At 61.6% G+C, this 20,197-nt stretch carries 2 protein-coding genes; both read left to right on the top strand.

All coding sequences use genetic code 11. The features are described from left to right. Positions 1 to 721: 721 nt before the first annotated feature. Positions 722 to 2,059, top strand: coding sequence for a TolC family outer membrane protein (locus tag SPH27_RS01645; RefSeq protein WP_182072713.1), 1,338 nt, complete (start codon positions 722 to 724; stop codon positions 2,057 to 2,059). A gap of 121 nt (positions 2,060 to 2,180) precedes the next feature. Then, positions 2,181 to 20,186, top strand: coding sequence for an Ig-like domain-containing protein (locus tag SPH27_RS01650; RefSeq protein ID WP_322435570.1), 18,006 nt, complete (start codon positions 2,181 to 2,183; stop codon positions 20,184 to 20,186). The last annotated feature ends 11 nt before the right edge of the window (positions 20,187 to 20,197 follow it).

Genomic DNA, 20,197 nt, shown 5'->3' on the forward strand with positions numbered 1-20,197 from the left:
AATGTCGCAATAGTTTGCATAATACAGCATTTTGACGCAGAGAGAAGGGGAATGTCCTCAGGACGATGTGCAGCGGCGTGATGATTCAGATAGGTGATTATTAAAATTTTATTAAGGGGGTGTAAGGAAGCCGTTTTGAATGTTAATCACGATGTTATTGTTATGTTTTATTTAACGATTTGGGTTATGTAACCAGCGTATCGCCATTGAGTGGTGTTAAATGCTGTTTAATAGAAATTATGCAGGTTTTAATTGCTTTAATTAGTTTTTTAAAAGTTTTTAATTTTAAATATATCCCTTTGGCTACGTAAACTGACACTTCTTTGAAAATCTTTGTGTCTGACTCGCGCTGAAATTAACGCAAAAATGTGCACGGAGTGAATTAAGAATTTTCCTTAGATAACAGAGAGTTTATATGTTTCATCTGAAAGGATACTTTTAGAGTTTTGTCCAGAAACCCCATATTTTTTCTTGCTTGTAACACCACATTAACATTGTGGCTGTAGTGGGGTATAACACATTTTGTTATGCTGCTAACCAGTTTAAGAAATAAGTAAATTCTTAATTGAAATAAGATGCGGGCAGATCTCATCTCCGATGGAAATGGGTATGGGGAGTATTACCTGAAATTCAGCAAGGTAGCTAAATAAGATATTTGTCTAATTATCTGTACCTCTTTTTGGGTATTTGCTTGAGTATCACTCAGAGTCAGGGAGATAACATGACGATATTACGAAAGCCTATGTTACGCCGATTTACAGCAGCACTGGCATTCATTTCATTAGCCATAAATACGGCTTTCGCCAATAGTAATCAGGTGGGTATTGCCCCGGTGGCAACCACAACCTTAAAAGAAAGTATTCTTTTTGCGATCGATCGCGATCCGTCAATTAGCCAGCAGGCCGCGCAATTAGGTATTGGCCAGGCACAAATAGATGAAGCGCGCAGCGGCTGGATGCCGCAAATATCGTTGAACGGGAGTACGGGGCACAGCCAGACCACCGATTCCAGCGGGTCGCTGAAGAATTCAGCCGCCTGGGGGCTGAGCTTGACGCAGCTGCTGTACGATTTTGGCAAGACCAATAACAGCATCAGCCAGTCCTCCGCCCAGCGCGATAGCTACCGCTATCAGCTGATGGGCACGCTCTCGGACGTGGCGGAAAAAACGGCGCTGAGCTACGTCGAGGTCAAACGCTATTCCGATCTGCTGCAGGCGGCAATAGATAACGTGCAGGCGCTCAAGAACGTCGAGCAGCTGGCAAAGCTTCGCGCAGACGCGGGCGTGAGTTCGACCTCCGATGAGCTTCAGACCCGCACGCGCATTGCCGGCATGCAGGCGACGGTCGCGCAGTATCGCGCCGCCTTAAACAGCGCGCGCGCCAGGCTTGCGGTATTAACCGGCATGCAGGCAGAGGCCTATTCGCCGGTGCCCGCGAATCTTGCCGTGGAGCCGGACTCGCTCAACCGCATCGATTATTCCCTGATACCGGCGGTGATGGCCGCGCAGAACATGGAACGTTCGGCTCAGTATGGCGTGGAAACGGCGAAGTCCCAGCACTGGCCGACGTTAAGCCTGAAGGGGGGGCGCACCCGTTATGAATCGGACAACCGTTCCTACTGGGACGACCAGATACAGCTCAATATCGACGCGCCGCTGTATCAGGGGGGCGCGGTTTCCGCGCGCGTTCGGCAGGCGGAAGGCGCACGTGCCATGGCCTCCTCTCAGGTCGATCAGGCGCGTTTCGATGTCCTGCAAAAGGCCTCCGTCGCGCAGGCTGACTGGACCGGCGCGCGGGGACGAATGGAGGCGGGGAAGCAGCAGCTGGAAAATGCGCTGCGGGCCCGCGATGTTTATAAAAATGAATACACCCTGAGCAAGCGGAGCATTAACGATCTGCTCAGCGTTGAGCAGGATGTCTGGCAGGCCACCTCAGCGAAAATAATCGCCGAGTATGACGGCTGGAGTTCGGCAATTAATTATGCTTCCGCGGTTGATAATTTAATTCCGCTTATTGGAATAGAGAAAAACGCTGCCGCAAAATTACCCGACTTGAGTTAATAAAAGACGCGCAGTGTTGCGCAAAGTAAGACTGAAAATAATGGGTGTTTTTTCCCAGGGATAGCTACATCCGTCTGGTGGACATATCCACAGGAATCCGTACACCTGCAAGGAGAAGAATATGAGTAACATGAAAGTTGTTGATGTCATCATTCGCAAAACGGCGGAGAAAACGAAATTAACCGGCGAAGGAAATCTGTCGGTCTCTATTTCATCGCCGAGCGTGATTGAAATCCAGGGCTCTGCTCAGGATGTGGCGCGTTATGTCCGCCAGGGTAAAGATCTCCTCATTTATATGAAAGATGGCAGCGTTATTCGCTGCAATAACTATTTTGTCGAAGATCCAGAAACGCATAATCAGTCAGAGCTGGTGTTCAACGACCGTCAGGAACTGACGCATATTTCTTTTGCTGATGCCGGGGAAGCGTCAGGCGCTGCGGTGACCGAGTTAACCGCGCAGGCCACACCGATTAGCAGCATTCAACCTTTCCTCGAGCAGGAAAGTGTTTTAAGCGACGCGCCGTGGGGCTGGATTGCGGGGGCTGCGTTAGGCGGCGGTGCCATCGGGGCACTGCTGGCAAACGGCGGTGACGGCGAAACTAAAACAAAAGTCATTGATAATACGAAAGAAGTTGAAAGCGCCACGCCGACCTTCTTGCTGTCGGATAAAGCGGGTGACAAGCAGGGCGTGCTGAGCGCAAACGAGATCACGGACGACAGCAACCCAACCTTTAGCGGCACCGGTCAGCCGGGCGCGACCATCCAGATCAAAGACAGCAGCGGCAGCACCATTGCCAGCGCCATGGTCGGTAAAGACGGCACCTGGACGGTAATATTACCGACCCAGACGGACGGGGAACACACCTGGTCCGTCGTGCAGATCGACGGCAGTAAAACCACCTCTGCGGGCAGTATCACCGTGACGGTCTCTACCGCCGACGCCGCCATTACGCTGGCCACCACGGCGGGCGATAACGTGCTGAACGCCAGCGAGCAATCCGCGGGCTTTACGCTTTCCGGTGCCAGCAAAAACCTGGCGCAGGGTACCGCACTCACCGTGACGCTGAACGGCAAAACCTACGCGGCTGAAGTCGGGGCAGACGGCGCGTGGAGTGTTAACGTGCCTGCGGCGGACGCGCAGGCGCTGGGCGACGGTACCTGGACGGTCAACGTGAGCGGTAAAGACGCGGCGGGTAACACCGTTAGCGGAAGCCAGACGATTGGGGTGGATACCACCGCGCCAACCCTTTCTGTCGATACCCTCGCGCAGGACAACATCATTAATGCGGCTGAGCACAGCCAGCCGCTGACCCTGACCGGTAAAACGAATGCGGAAGCCGGTCAGATCGTCACGGTCACGCTGAACGGTAAAAACTATAACGCCACGGTGGGCAGCGACGGCACCTGGTCCGTCACGCTTGATGTGAACGACGTGCAGGCGCTGAGTGAGGGTAATCACACCCTGACGGTTAACGTGAGCGACAAAGCGGGCAACGGCTCGTCCGTGACGGCAGATTTCACGGTGGATACCGCCGCGCCGATCGTCACCATCCATACCGTGGCGGGCGACGATATCCTCAATATCAGCGAGCAGGGCCAGGCGCACATTATTTCCGGCCTGGCGAGCGGTGCCGCCGCGGGCGATGTGGTCACCGTGACCCTTGGCGGCCAGACCTTCACCGGCGTGGTGCTGGCGGACGGCAGCTGGAGCGTGGGCGTTCCGGCGTCCGTGCTGGGCGCGCTGGGTGAAGGCAACCACACGCTTTCGGTTTCCGTCACTGACGCGGCAGGCAACACCGGCAGCGCCACGCACGGCATTACGCTGAGCGGACACCCGCCGGAATTTACGATTGACGCCATCAGCCAGGATAACGTCCTTAATGCCCAGGAGGCGATGCAGCCGCTGAGCCTGACCGGCACCAGCAACCTGCCGGACGGCTCCACCGTCACCGTGACGCTGAACAACGTCAGCTATCAGGCCACCGTCGAAAACGGTATCTGGGCGGTCCAGGTGCCGGTTTCCGACGTCCTGAATCTGGCGAACACGCTTTATGGCGTCAGCGTCAGCGGGACCGACAGCGTGGGTAACAGCGGTTCTGCCGAGGCTAATCTGCTGGTGGATACCGTCCTTCCGCAGGTCATTATCAATACGTTTGCGGGCGACAACCTGGTCAATAACGCCGAAGCGGGCGCCGATCAAACCCTCAGCGGTCGCGTTACCGGCGCGGCGGCGGGCGATACCGTCTCCATCACCGCAGGCGGCAAGAGCTACACCGCAACGGTTGGCAGCGACCTGACCTGGAGCGTGAAAATCCCGTCAGCGGATCTTCAGGCGTTCGGCGACGGGGATTTAACCTTCACCGCGTCCGTCACCAACGGGCACGGCAATACCGGCACCGGCGAGCGTGATATCAACATCAACGCGGAGCTGCCGGGCCTGCGCGTGAACACCATTTCCGGCGATGACGTGATCAACGCCATCGAACAGCAGCAGGATCTGAGCGTCACCGGCTCCAGCACCCATCTGGCCGCGGGCACGCAGATTGTCGTCACCATCAACAATGTGGAGTACGTCACCGCGGTTAACGCCAGCGGCAGCTGGCAGATCGGCGTTCCGGCGGCGGACCTGCAGGCCTGGACGGCGGGCGGCATGACGGTTAGCGTCAGCGCGGTAGATGCCTGGGGCAATCCCGTTGCGGCTGAACACCCGATTGAACTCGATCTGAACGCCGTGGCGGTCACCATTGATACCGTCTCCGGCGATGACCTGCTGAATGCGGCAGAAAAAGGCGGTGATTTAACCCTTTCCGGCCAGACGCAGGGCGTGGAGGCGGGGCAGACCGTGGTGGTGAAATTCGCCGACCAGACCTTCACCGCGCAGGTGCAGCAGGATGGCTCCTGGAGCCTGACCGTACCCGCCAGCGCCATGGAAACCCTGATCGACGGGCGCGCGCAGGTGAGCGTCAGCGTCACTAACGTCAGCGGCAACAGCGCCGACGCCGCGCGCGTGGTCACGGTGGATACGCAGCCTCCGGCGATTACGCTCGATAACCTGACCGCCGACAACATCATCAATGCCGCTGAAGCGCAGCAGGATTTACTGTTAAGCGGCAGCAGCAGTGCGGAACCAGGCCAGACGGTCACCGTGATGCTGAACGGCAAAACGTATCAGACCACGGTCCAGACGGACGGTACCTGGCAGCTGAGCGTCCCGGCGGCAGACGTCGGTGACCTTAACGACGGCATTGTGACCGTGACGGCCACCGTCAGCGACGTGGCGGGCAACGCCAGCAGCGCCGATCGCGTGGGTCTGGTGGACGCCACCGTACCGCAGGTGACCATTAACGACTTTGTCACCAACACCAACACCGTTAACCAGCTCGCCCATTCACAGGCGCAGATCCTGAGCGGCTCCGTCACCGGTGCGGCAGCGGGCGACCTGGTCACCATCACCATTAACAGCGTTGATTACACCACCGTGGTGGATGCGGCGGGGAACTGGAGCCTTGGCCTGCCGGCGTCCGTCGTGCAGGGGCTGACTGACGGCACCTGGACCATCGACGTCTCCGTGACCGACCGATCCGGCAACACCGGAAGCAGTTCGCTGGATGTGGTGGTGAATACCGTGACGCCTGTCATCGGTATCAACACGCTGGCGGCGGACGACGTGATCAACGCGACCGAGAAGGGCGAAGATCTGCTGCTCTCCGGCACCAGCAACCAGCCGGAAGGCACGACCATTACGGTGACCCTGAACGGCATTCAGTACACCGCCACCGCTGACGCCAGCGGAAACTGGAGCGTGACCGTACCGGCCTCGGCCGTAAGCGCGCTGGGAGAAGCCCATTACACCGTGACGGCGAGCGTCACGGATAGCGCAGGCAACAGCGCCTCAACCTCGCATGACGTGCTGGTGGACAGCTCGCTGCCGGTAGTAACGATCGACACCCTGGCGGGCGACAATATCGTTAACGCAGCGGAAGTGGCGGCAGGGCAAACCCTGACCGGTAAAGTGACGAACGCGGCTTCAGGTGACACTGTCACTATTATCCTTGGCGGCCAGACGTACACGGCTACCGTGCAGGACGATCTGACCTGGAGCCTGCCGTTAAGCGAGAGCCAGTTAACCGCGCTCGGTAACGGCGACCTCACCGTATCCGCCAGCGTGACCAACGCGCACGGCAATACCGGCTCTTCTTCTCACGACTTCACCATCGACGCCCAGCTCCCGGGACTGCGTATTGATACCGTGGCGGGTGACGACGTGATCAACGTGATTGAACACGCTCAGAACCTGATTTTATCCGGTACCAGCACCGATCTGGTGGCGGGCAGCACCGTGACCGTGACCATCAACGGCAAAGATTATTCCGCAACGGTACTGGCGGACGGCACCTGGCAGGCGGCGGTACCGGCGGCCGATGTCTCCCAGTGGGCGGACGGTTCGCTGGATATCAAGGCAAGCGCGCAGGATGCTTCCGGCAACCCGGTGACTATCGGCACCGTTGTGGACGTCGATCTCGCGCCTGTCGCCATCACCATCAGCAGCGTGACCGACGATAACGTGCTCAACGCGGCGGAAAAAGGCCAGGACCTGCTGCTTTCCGGCACGACTTCCAACGTGGAAGCGGGTCAGACCGTAACCATCACCTTTGCGGGTAAAACCTATACCACGACGGTGGATGCTAACGGCAACTGGACCTGGACCGTTCCGGCAGCCGATTTGAGCGGCCTGAAAGACGGTGACGCCAGCGTGCAGGTAACCGTCACCAACGTGAACGGCAACGCGGCGTCTTCGGCGCAGGAATTCAGCGTCGACACTACCGCGCCGACGGTGACCATCAACACCATCAGCCATGACAATATGCTGAACGCGGCAGAGGCGGCGCAGGATCTGACCCTGAGCGGCACCTCTACTGCCGAAGCAGGCCAGACGGTCACCGTGACCTTCAACGGCAATCAGTACACCGCGCAGGTGCAGGCGGACGGCAGCTGGACGCTCGACGTTCCGGCGGCGGATATGGCAGGCATCGCCGACGGCAGCGCGGCGGTGACGGCGACCGTGTCCGACAAAGCAGGCAACCCCGCCAGCGCGGGCTCCGCGGTGCTGGTCGACACCACCGTACCGCAGATTTCGTTCAACATCGTCGCGGGCGACGACGTAGTGAATATTGCCGAGCACGGCCAGGCGCTGATCGTCTCCGGTAAGGTCACGGGCGCGCAGGCGGGTGACGTGATTACCGTGACCCTGAACGGCAAAGACTACACCGCCATGCTGGACGCGTCCGGCAGCTGGAGCGTGGGCGTTCCGGCGACGGACGTGGGCGCGCTGGTTAACGGCGAACAGACCATCTCCGCGACACTTACCGATAAAGCCGGTAACAGCACCACCGCGACGCACGAGTTTGACGTTTCCCTGATCGCGCCGGTGGTTGCCATCAATACACTGGCGGTTGACGACGTGATCAACGCGACCGAGAAAGGCCAGGATCTGCTGGTGTCCGGCACCAGCAACCAGCCGGACGGAACCACCATTACGGTGACCCTGAACGGTATCAGCTATACGGCCACCACCGACGCTAGCGGGAACTGGAGCATCACCGTTCCGGCGGCAAACGTCTCCGCGCTGGGCGAAGCAAGCTACGTGGTGACGGCGAGCGTAACCGACACCGCGGGCAACAGCGCGAGCACCGGCCACAGCGTGCTGGTCGATAGCGCGCTGCCGCAGGTCACCATCAACCCTGTCGCCACGGACGATGTCATTAACGCAGCGGAAGTGGCTGCCGGGCAGACCCTGAGCGGCAAAGTGAGCGGTGCGGCGAGCGGTGACACCGTCACGATTTCAATTGGCGGCAATACGTACACCGCGATGGTTCAGGACGATCTGAGCTGGTCGGTCAACGTGCCGTCCACGGTCTTAACCGCCATCGGGAACGGCGATCTAACCGTGTCAGCCAGCGTCACCAACGGCCACGGCAACAGCGGAACCGGCGAGCGCGAAATCGTTATTGACGCTAACCTGCCTGGCCTGCGGGTCGGCACCGTGGCGGGCGACGATGTCATCAACAGCATTGAGCACGCTCAGAACCTGATTATCACCGGCTCCAGCGAAGGCCTGGCAACGGGCGCGGCGTTAACGGTGACCGTCAACGGTAAAACCTACGCCGCAACCGTGCTTGCAGACGGCACCTGGACGGCGGCCATTCCGGCGGCAGACGTCAGCGCGCTGAATGCGGGCACGATTGCCGTGACCGTGGAAGGCCAGAGCGCGGCGGGCAATCCGGTTTCCATCAGCCACGACGTGAAGGTGGATCTGGCGGCAGTCGCCATTAGCATTAACCCGATTGCCTCGGACGACGTAATCAACGCGGCTGAGAAAGGCGCGGACCTGGTGCTGTCCGGCTCGACCTCCAACGTGGAAGAAAACCAGACCGTCACCATCACCTTCGGCGGCAAGTCGTACACCGCGACGGTCGATGCCAGCGGCAACTGGACGGCGACCGTACCGTCCGCCGATTTGGGCAGCCTGAAAGACGGCGATGCCAGCGTGCAGGTGAGCGTCACCAACGTGAACGGCAACAGCGCGTCGGCGGGCCGCGAGTACAGCGTGGACGCCACCGCGCCGACGGTATCTATCGAGATCGTCAGCGACAACAACATCATCAACGCCGCCGAAGCGCAGCAGGATCTGGTCGTTAACGGCGTAACCAACGCCGAAGCGGGCCAGACCGTCACCGTGACGCTGAACGGCGTGGACTACACCACCACCGTGCAGGCAAACGGCAGCTGGAGCGTGACCGTGCCGTCCGCGGATCTGAGCGGCATTACCGACGACAACTACACCATCAGCGCCGCCGTGTCTGATAAGGCGGGCAACCCGGCCTCAGCGGATCGCGACGTGCTGGTCGATACCACCGTTCCGCAGCTGACCATCCACACCGTTTCCGACGACGACGTGATCAACAGCGCCGAGCATGCGCAGGCACTGATTGTCACGGGTTCCGTGACCGGTGCGGCGGCCGGTGATGTGGTCACCGTCACGCTCAACGGCAAATCGTACACCGCCACCCTGGATGTCTCAGGCAACTGGAGCGTGGGCGTGCCTGCGGCAGACGTAACCGCGCTGGCCGCCGGGGATCACACTATTACCGCGGCGCTGACCGATAAAGCGGGCAACAGCAACAGCGCCACGCACGGCGTAGAGGTGAACCTGACCGCGCCGGTGCTGACCATTGACACCGTTTCCGGTGATGATGCGATCAACAACGCCGAGAAAACCCAGGATCTGACGATCTCCGGTACGGCTTCCGGCCTGGCGGCAGGCGCGGTGGTGACCGTGATGCTGAACGGCAAAGCGTACAGCGCGCAGGTGGACGATAACGGAAAATGGACGACTACCGTTCCGGCGAACGAGGTTGGTCAGCTGGGCGAGGCGCTTTATACCGTCACCGCCTCAGCAACGGACAGCGTCGGCAACAATACCAGCGCGTCGCACACCGTGAACGTGGAATCCGTTCTGCCGGGCGTGATCGTTAACACCATTGCAGGTGACGACGTGATTAACGCGGCGGAGCTGGCAGCCGGGCAGACCATCAGCGGTAAGGTGGTGAATGCCGAAGCGGGCAACACCGTGACCGTGACGATTGGCGGTAAAAGTTTCACCGCTACGGTGCAGAGCGATCTCACCTGGTCCGTTAACGTGCCGGAATCCGTGCTGACCGCGCTGGGCAACGGTGATTTGACGGTGTCAGCCAGCGTCACGAACGGCGTGGGCAATAGCGGAACGGGCGAGCGCGAAATTGTGATAGACGCTAACCTGCCGGGCCTGCGCGTCGACACCGTGGCGGGTGACGACGTGATCAACAGCATCGAACACGGGCAGAATCTGATTATCACCGGCTCCAGCGACGGGCTGGCGGCTGGCGCGGCGCTGACCGTGACCGTCAACGGCAAAACCTATCCGGCAACCGTGCTGGCGGACGGCACCTGGAGCGCGGCGATCCCGGCGGCGGACGTGGGTGCGCTGGCCGCAGGCACGGTTACCGTGACCGTATCGGGCCAGAGCAGCGCCGGTAACCCGGTCTCCATCAGCCACGATGTGACGGTGGATCTGGCGAGCGTTGCCATTAGCATTGATGCCATCGCCACCGACGACGTGATTAACGCGGCCGAGAAGGGCGCGGATCTGGTGCTCTCCGGCACCACCTCGAACGTGGAAGCAAACCAGACCGTTACCATTACCTTTGGCGGCAAGAACTACACCGCCACGGTGGACGCCGACGGCAAATGGACAGCTACCGTGCCGTCTGCGGATCTGGCGGGCCTGAAAGACGGCGACGCCAGCGTGCAGGTTAGCGTCACCAACGTCAACGGCAACAGCGCCTCGGCGGGCCGCGAGTACAGCGTGGATGCGACCGCGCCGTCCGTGACCATTAATACCCTGGCGACCGACGATATTCTGAACGCCTCCGAAGCGAAGAGCGATCTGACCGTATCCGGCACCACCACCGCCGAAGCGGGCCAGACCGTGACCGTATCGCTGAACGGCAAAGACTACACCACAACCGTCAGCGCAGACGGCAGCTGGACGCTGAACGTCCCGGCGGCGGATCTGGCTGGATTAACCGACGGCAGCGTGACCGTCACCGCATCAGTCAGCGATAAAGCGGGTAACCCGGCGTCCGTGGATCACAACCTGACGGTAGATATCACCGCGCCTGCGGTGACCATCAATACCGTTGCGGGCGACGATGTCATTAACCTCGCAGAACACGGCCAGGCGCAAATCATCAGCGGCACCGCCACCGGCGCGGCAGCGGGCGATAAGGTGACCGTCACCATCGGCGGCCAGACCTACACCACCGTGCTGGACGCGGCGGGGAACTGGAGCGTGGGCGTACCGGCGAGCGTGATTTCCGGCCTCAGCGACGGCACCGTAACCGTAACGGCGTCAGTCACCGACGCGGCGGGCAACACCGGCACCGGCACGCATAACGTGACCGTCGATACCGGTCTGCCATCGGTGGCCTTCAACGCCATCAGCGATGACAACGTACTGAACGCCGTTGAAAAAGGTCAGGATCTGAGCGTCAGCGGCACCAGCGCCAACCTGGCGGAAGGCACCGTAGTGACCGTGACCCTCAACGGCAAAAACTATACGGCCACGACGGCGGCGGACGGCACCTGGAGCCTGACCGTCCCGGCAGCGGATCTGGCCGGTCTCGGCCAGGCCAACTATATCCTGAACGCGACCGCCACCAACGGCGTGGGCAACAGCGTGAGCAACACCGCGAACCTGCTGGTCGATACCGCGCTGCCGACCGTCACCATCAACACCGTGGCGGGCGACAACGTCATCAACGCGGCGGAAGTGGCGGCAGGCCAGACCCTGAGCGGTACCGTGGCGAATGCCGAAGCGGGCAATATCGTCACCGTCACCATTGGCGGCAACAGCTACACCGCAACGGTACAGAACGATCTGACCTGGTCCGTGAACGTGCCGTCCGACGTGCTGACCGCGCTGGGCAACGGCAGCCTGAGCGTAACGGCGACCGTCACCAACGGCCACGGCAATACCGGCACCGGCGAGCGCGAAATCGCTATCGACGCTAACCTGCCGGGCCTGCGCGTCGACACCGTCGCGGGTGATGACGTGGTCAACACCATCGAACACGCGCAGAACCTGATCGTCACCGGCTCCAGCGACGGGCTGGCGGCAGGCACGGCGCTGACCGTCACCGTCAACGGTAAAGACTATGCGGCGACCGTACTGGCGGACGGCACCTGGAGCGCGGCGATCCCGTCCTCCGACGTGAGCGCGTGGCCGGAAGGCACCGTCAAAATCAGCGTGACCGGCGACAGCTCTGCGGGCAATCCGATCACCATCACTCACGACGTGACGGTAGATCTGGCGACCGTTGCCATCAGCATCAACGCCATCGCCACCGACGACGTGATTAACGCGGCGGAGAAGGGCGCGGATCTGGTGCTGTCCGGTGCGACCACCAACGTGGAAGCCGGGCAGACCGTGACCATCAGCCTGAACGGCAAAATCTACACAACTACCGTGGACGACAGCGGTAACTGGACCTACACCGTACCGTCTGCGGACCTGGTACACCTCAGGGACGGTGACGCCAGCGTGCAGGTGAGCGTCACCAACGTCAACGGCAACAGCGCCTCGGCAGGCCGCGAGTACAGCGTCGATGCGACCGCGCCGTCCGTGACCATTCATGCCCTTGCGGCTGACGATATTCTGAACGCCGCAGAAGCGCAGTCCGATCTGACCGTGTCCGGCACTACCACCGCCGAAGCGGGCCAGACCGTGACCGTGACGCTGAACGGCAAAGACTACACCACAACCGCAGGCGCGGACGGCAGCTGGACGCTGAGCGTTCCGGCGGCGGATCTGGCATCGCTCGGCGACGGCAGCGTCACCGTGACGGCGAGCGTCAGCGACAAGGCGGGCAACCCGGCGTCGGCCGATCGCAATCTGACGGTGGACGTGACCGTTCCTGCGGTGACCATCAACACCGTGGCGGGCGACGACGTCATTAACTTCGCAGAACACAGCCAGGCGCATATCGTCAGCGGCACCGCCACCGGCGCGGCAGCGGGCGATAAGGTCACCGTCACGATTGGCGGCCAGACTTACACCACCGTGCTGGACGCGGCGGGTAACTGGAGCGTAGGCGTCCCGGAGAGCGTCATTTCCGGCCTCAGCGACGGCACCGTAACCGTGACTGCATCAGTCACCGACGCGGCGGGCAACACCGGCACCGGCAGCCATAACGTGACCGTCGATACCGGCCTGCCGTCCGTGGCGTTCAACGCCATCAGCGGCGACAACGTGCTGAACGCGGTGGAGAAAGGTCAGGATCTGAGCGTCAGCGGCACCAGCGCCAACCTGTCGGAAGGCACCGTGGTGACCGTGACCCTGAACGGTAAAAACTACGCGGCCACGACGGCGGCGGACGGCACCTGGAGCCTGACGGTTCCGGCAGCGGATCTGGCGGGGCTGGGCGAAGCGAATTACACCCTGAGCGCGACTGCAACCAACGGCGTGGGCAACAGCGTCAGTAATACGGCGACCCTGCTGGTGGACACCGCGCTGCCGACCGTCACCATCAATACCGTGGCGGGCGATAACGTCATTAACGCGGCGGAAGTGGCCGCGGGCCAGACCATCAGCGGTAAGGTAGCGAACGCGGAAGCGGGCAATACCGTCACCGTCACCATTGGCGGCAACAGCTACACCGCAACGGTGCAGAGCGATCTCACCTGGTCCGCGAACGTGCCGGAATCCGTCCTGACGGCGCTGGGCAACGGTGACCTGACGGTGTCAGCATCCGTCACCAACGGCCACGGCAATACCGGCGCGGGCGAGCGCGAAATCGTTATCGACGCCAGCCTGCCGGGTCTGCGCATTGATACCGTGGCGGGCGACGATGTGATCAACAGCATCGAGCATGGACAGAACCTGATCGTTACCGGCTCCAGCGACGGGCTGGCGGCAGGCACCACGCTCACCGTGACCGTCAACGGCAAAACCTATGCGGCCTCCGTGCTGGCAGACGGCACATGGAGCGCGGCGATCCCGGCGGCAGACGTCGGGGCCCTGGCAGCGGGCACGGTCACCGTGACCGCTGCAGGCCAGAGCGCGGCGGGTAACCCGGTGACCATCAGCCATGACGTGACCGTCGATCTGTCAGCGGTGGCTATCAGCATCGATGCGATTGCCACCGACGACGTGATTAACGCGGCGGAGAAAGGCGCGGATCTGGTGCTGTCCGGCAGCACCTCGAACGTGGAGGAAAACCAGACCGTTACCATCACCTTCGGCGGCAAGACGTACACCGCAAAAGTCGATGCCGACGGTAACTGGACGGCCACCGTGCCGTCTGCGGATCTCGCGGGCCTGAAGGACGGTGATGCCAGCGTGCAGGTGAGCGTCACCAGCGCGCACGGCAACAGCGCCTCGGCTGGCCGCGAGTACAGCGTGGACGCCACCGCGCCAACCGTGACCATCGATACGGTCGCAGGCGATAACGTGATTAACGCCAGCGAAGCGGCTGCGGGCGTGGCCATTTCCGGCACCACCACGGCGGAAGTCGGTCAGACGATCACCGTGACGCTGGGCGGTAAGAGCTATACCGCGCAGGTGCAGCAGGGCGGCATCTGGAGCGTGAACGTGCCTGGCTCCGACCTGTCCGCGCTGGCGGATAACGGCTACACCGTGCAGGTCAGCGTGAGCGACGCCGCGGGTAACCCGGGCAGCGCGGGTAAAGCGATTACGCTTGATACCACGCCACCGACCGTCAGCTTTAACGCCGTCGCGGGCGATGACGTCATCAACAGCGTGGAGCACGGGCAGGCGCAGATCGTCAGCGGCACGGCAACCGGCGCGAGCGTCGGCGATAAGCTGGTCATCACCATCGGTTCGAACCAGTACACCACCACCGTTGACGCCAGCGGTAACTGGAGCGTGGGCGTGCCGGCCAGCGTGATTTCCGCGCTGACCGACGGCACCGTGACCCTCAGCGCGACGATTACCGACAGCGCGGGCAACAGCAGCACCCAGACCCACGACGTGGTAGTGAACACGGCCTCCGTGGCGCTGACCATCAATACCCTCAGCGGCGATGACGTCATCAACGCGGCTGAAGCCGGTTCGCCACTGGTGATTAACGGCTCCAGCGCCCAGTTCGCCAGCGGGACGCAGGTCACCGTGACGCTGAACGGCAAGAGCTATACGGCCACCATCCAGAGCGACGGCAGCTGGACGACCACCGTACCGGCCGCCGACGTGGGCGCCCTGGCCGATGGCGCGAGCTACCAGGTGTCCGTCTCGGCGCAGGACAGCGCGGGCAACAGCGCGTCGGCGACCCACGGCATCAGCGTGGATACCACTGCGCCGGTCGTGAGCATTGCGACGCTGTCGGGTGACGACATGCTGAACGCGCTTGAAGCGCAGCAGCCGCTGACCGTGCACGGCTCTTCAAGCGCGGAAGCGGGCCAGACCGTCACCGTGACGCTGGGCGGCAAAACCTACACTGCCACCGTCGCGAACGACGGGACGTGGACGCTGGATGTTCCGGCTGCCGATCTGGCTGCGCTGAGCCAGGGCGGGCTGACGGTGACCGCCTCGGTCGACGATAAAGCGGGTAATAACGGCCAGACCACGCACACCTTAACGGTCGATACCGTCGCGCCAACCGTGACCATCAGCACCGTGGCCGATGACGATATCGTCAACAACGCGGAGCAGCTGGCGGGCCAGACCATCAGCGGCACCACCACGGCGGAACAGGGCCAGACGGTGACCGTCTCGTTCAACGGGCACAGCTATCAGGCGACCGTCGGGGCGGACGGTTCGTGGTCGGTCTTCGTGCCGGGCCGTGATTTCCTCGGCCTGAGCGACGGGGATTACACCATCACCGCTTCGGTAAGCGACAGGGCGGGCAACCCGGGCAGCGCGACGCACGACGTGACGCTGAACGGCGATGTCCCAACCATCACCATCAACACCTTTGCGCAGGACGATATCGTCAACGCCGCCGAGCACGGCACGCCGCTGGTCGTCAGCGGCACCACCGACGCCCCGGCGGGCCAGACGGTGACCATCACGCTGAACGGTAAAACCTACACGGCGACCGTCCAGAATGACGGCAGCTGGAGCTATACGGTCGGCAGCGCAGACGTGACCGCGCTGGCGGACGGCGGTTCGTACGTGATTAACGCGCAGGTCAGCAACACCATCGGCAACAGCGGCAGCGATAACCACACCGTCACCGTGGATCTCACCGCGCCGTCGATGGGCATCAGCATTGATTCGCTGCAAAACGACACCGGCCTGAGCGCGAGTGATTTCATCACCAACGATAGCCAGGTGGTGGTCAACGGCTCGCTGACCGCGCAGCTCGGCAATAACGAGAAGGCGCAGATCAGCCTTGACGGCGGCACCACCTGGATTGACCTGACCGTGACCGGCACCACCTGGCGCTACACCGATGGCCGCACCCTGACGGACGGTACGTATCAGTATCAGGTGCGCGTTATCGATAACGCGGGCAACGTGGGGGCGACGGACAGCCAGGACGTGGTGATCGATCAGACGAAGCCTGCGGCGACGACCATTACTGTGGATTCCATCACCCAGGATACGGGTCTGTCCGGCAGCGACTTTATCACCAGCGACAGCCAGATCAGCCTGAAAGGGACGCTCGGCGCGGCGCTGGGCAGCGGCGACCACGCGCAGATCAGCCTCGACGGCGGCGTTACCTGGACAGACGTCAGCGTCAGCGGCCTGAGCTGGACCTATGTCGATGGCCGCACGCTGGCCGACGGGGATTACAACTACCAGCTGCGCGTGATTGACGACGCGGGCAATATCAGCGCCACCGCCAGCCAGGTGGTGACCATTGATACGGTTGCGCCCGACGCCAGCAAAACCATCGCCATCGACAGCATCAGCGACGATACCGGCCTGAGCGGCAGCGACTTTATCACCAACGATACGTCCCTGACGCTGCACGGCTCGCTCGGCGCGACGCTGGCCGACGGCGAATATGCCCAGATCAGCATCGACGGCGGCGTCACCTGGCAGAACGTGATTGTCACCGGCAACAGCTGGTACTACGTCGATAGCCGCACGCTGGGTAACCAGACCTATGACTACTACGTTCGCGTGGTGGATGCGGCGGGCAACGTGGGGGCCAGCGCCCATCAGCAGGTGACCGTCGATACGGTCGCCCCGGATGCGGCGATTACGGTAACCGTGGATAACATTACCGTGGATACCGGCTTCGACAATAACGACTTCCTGACCAGTTCGACCTCGTACACGCTGCACGGAACGCTCGGCGCAGAGCTTGGCGCGGGTGAATTCGTGCAGGTGAGCATGGACGGCGGCAGCACTTGGGTGTACGCCACCGTCAGCGGTACGCAGTGGAGCTACAGCGACACGCGCACCCTGACCGACGGTAGCCATAACTACCAGGTGCGGGTCGTTGACCAGGCGGGGAACGTCGGGGCAACCACCTCGCAGGCGGTGACGGTGGATACGCAGGCGCCGCAGTACGGCATCACCATCGACAGCATCAGCGAAGATACCGGCCAGTCCGGGAGTGATTTCATCACCATGGACACCACGCTGACCATCAACGGTTCGCTGGGCAGCGCGCTGGCAAACGACGAGCGCGTACAGATCAGTCTGGACGGCGGGAACACCTGGTCAGACGCCACGGTCACCAACCAGCGCTGGAGCTACACCGATACCCGCGATCTGGCTGACGGGGACTACACCTACCAGGTGCGGATTATCGACCAGGCGGGCAACGTCGGCTCCACCGCCTCTCAGGTTGTGACGGTGGACACCACGCCGCCAACCACGGTGGGAACCGTAGTGAGCTATACCGACGGCGAAGGCGAGCGTCAGGGGACCTTTGGCAGCGCGGTGGCAACGGACGATAACTCGCCGCTGATCAACGGCACGCTTAACCGCGCCCCGGACGACGGTGAAATTGTGCAGCTCTACCGTGACGGGGTCCTGCTCGGCCAGGTGACCATGAACGGCAGCGCAAGCTGGTCCTTCCAGGACAACGGCCTGAGCGACGGCAACCACACCTACATTGTGCGCGTCACCGACAGGGCAGGTAACTACACGGAATCCGACGGTTTTGTGCTGAACGTTGATACCAGCATCCCGACCACCACGGCGGCGATTACCGCGCAGACCACGTCGGACACCACGCCGATTGTCAGCGGTACCGTCTCCGCTGACCTGGTGAACGGTGAATACCTGGTGGTAACGGTGAACGGAAAAACCTACACCTCCCAGACCGGCGGCGCAGTGGTGGTCGATCCGGATCATAACACCTGGTATCTGCAGATCCCGGACGGCGATGCGCTGAGCGTGTCGAGCTACAGCGTGACGGCGCAGGTGAAGAGCAGCGCGGGGAACGGTAATACCACCGGTACGGCGACCGGCAGCCTGGTGATTGATACCACCTCGGTGAATACCGACTGGGCAACCACGGCGGGGAACAGCAACAACTCCACCATGACCCTCGGCATGAACAGCAGCGGTCTGTGGAATATCATTGCTAACGGCCAGTCATACTCCAGCAGCGATAGCTCGACCTATGCCGGAAATGCGCTGACCAATACCCGCGGCTATTACGTGGTGAGCCAGACCGCCGCCGACTTTGACCGTAACGGCACGCAGGATATCTTCGCGACGGAAAATACCTACGCCGGGTCAACGCAGGTGATGTGGACCTACGATGGCAGCACCTATAACGCCAGCCAGCTGGCGATGGGCACCACCATCTGGTACGGCGGCGTGATTGCCTACGACAAAACCGGCGATGGCTATCTGGATCTGGCGTACGGTGATGCCGGCATGGACTCACTGACCTACCTGGTGAACAACAACGGCGTTCTGTCGCCGGACGGCACCGGTGGCGAAGGCGGTTTCTACGGCCAGTTCGATTCCGGGCGTGAAATCTCCGGCGTCGACCTGAACAACGACGGCACGGTGGATATCGTTCAGCACACCAACCGCAGCGGCGCGTACTCGTTAACCGTGATCAACAACAACGGCAACGGCACGCTCTCTATCGGTCAGAACCTGACCAACGTGTTTGTGGCAAACGCCTCGAATACCACCACGGCGGCGTCCATGACGTGGGCGGACTTCAACGGCGATGGCTACATGGATCTGTACCTGGGCAGCAGCTACAACAACAACGGCGGGGTGATCTACTACAACGACGGTACCGGGAAGCTCTCTGCCACCAAGAGCGCGGTGGAAGCCTCTAACGCCACGGCGGGGTATCTGTCGGTGGCGGTGGACTGGAACGGTGACGGGCAGATGGACATCATCAAGCTCAGCACCTACGGCGGCTCGCAGACGGCAACGCTGTTCACCAACAACGGTTACGGTTCCACCTGGACCTCCAGCCAGCTGGCTTCCGGCCTGGCGAACGTTACCGGTGTGGCCGCAGTCGACTACAACTGGGACGGCGCGCAGGATCTGCTGGTCTCTCAGCAGAACGGCAAGGTGGTGCTGGTGCAAAACAGCAAAACCATTGCTGACGGCACCGCGATGCACCTGCACATTGTCGACAGCGAGGGCATCAACGCCTACTACGGCAATACGGTCAATCTGTACAACGCCGCGGGCGTCCTGGTGGCCTCGCAGATCATCAACGCCCAGTCCGGTATCGGGTCGAACGATACTTCTGCGCTGGTGAGCTTCTACGGGCTGGATCCGAATGAAACCTATTCGGCCGAGATCCTGAAGATCACCAACGGCGTGTCGGATAACGTCACCTGGAGCGGTCTTGAAGCGGGCAACGGCAAAGAGGGCTACGTCCTGACGGCCGAAGCGGCCACCGGCGGCCACAGCGGGACGATCACCGGGACCGGGTATAACGACACCTTTATCGCAGAGGATGGCACCTATACCTACAACGGCTCCGGCGGCTGGAATACCCATTCCGACTACGACACCTGGAGCAACACCGGCGGGATGGACGTGGTGGATTACCGCAATGCGACCTCCGGCGTGACCGTTGATTTGCGCCTTTCTACCGCGCAGGACACCGGGTTCGGAACGTCACGACTGCTCAACATTGAGGGGATCAACGGCTCGAACTTCGACGACGTCATTACCGGCAACAGCAGTGATAACCAGTTCGAAGGCCGCGGTGGGAACGACACCTTCAACATCGGCAGCGGCGGTCACGATACGTTGCTCTACAAGCTGATCAACGCCTCGGATGCAACGGGCGGTAACGGCCACGACGTGGTGAACGGCTTTACGGTCGGCACCTGGGAAGGGACCGCGGACACGGATCGCATTGATCTGCGCGATCTGCTCTCCGGCAGCGGCTATACCGGCACGGGCTCGGCGAGCTACGTGAACGGCGTCGCCACCCTGGACAGCAGCGCGGGCAATATCAGCGATTACATCCGCGTGGTGCAGAACGGCAGCAATACCGAGATCCAGGTTGACCTGGACGGTACCGGCGGTCAGTTCTCGCCAACCACGCTGGTGACCCTGAACGGCGTGCAGACGGATCTGGCGACGCTGCTGGCGAACCATCAGCTGTTAATTGCGTAAAACAACGCCGC

The organism is Enterobacter sp. A103 (genome assembly GCF_034427535.1).
GTDB classification, from domain to species: Bacteria; Pseudomonadota; Gammaproteobacteria; order Enterobacterales; family Enterobacteriaceae; genus Enterobacter; species Enterobacter asburiae_B.

Bases quoted from the DNA above. Each gene is read 5' to 3' on its own strand.
- SPH27_RS01645 (WP_182072713.1), top strand. From the start codon at position 722: ATGACGATATTACGAAAGCCTATGTTACGCCGATTTACAGCAGCACTG.
- SPH27_RS01650 (WP_322435570.1), top strand. From the start codon at position 2,181: ATGAGTAACATGAAAGTTGTTGATGTCATCATTCGCAAAACGGCGGAG.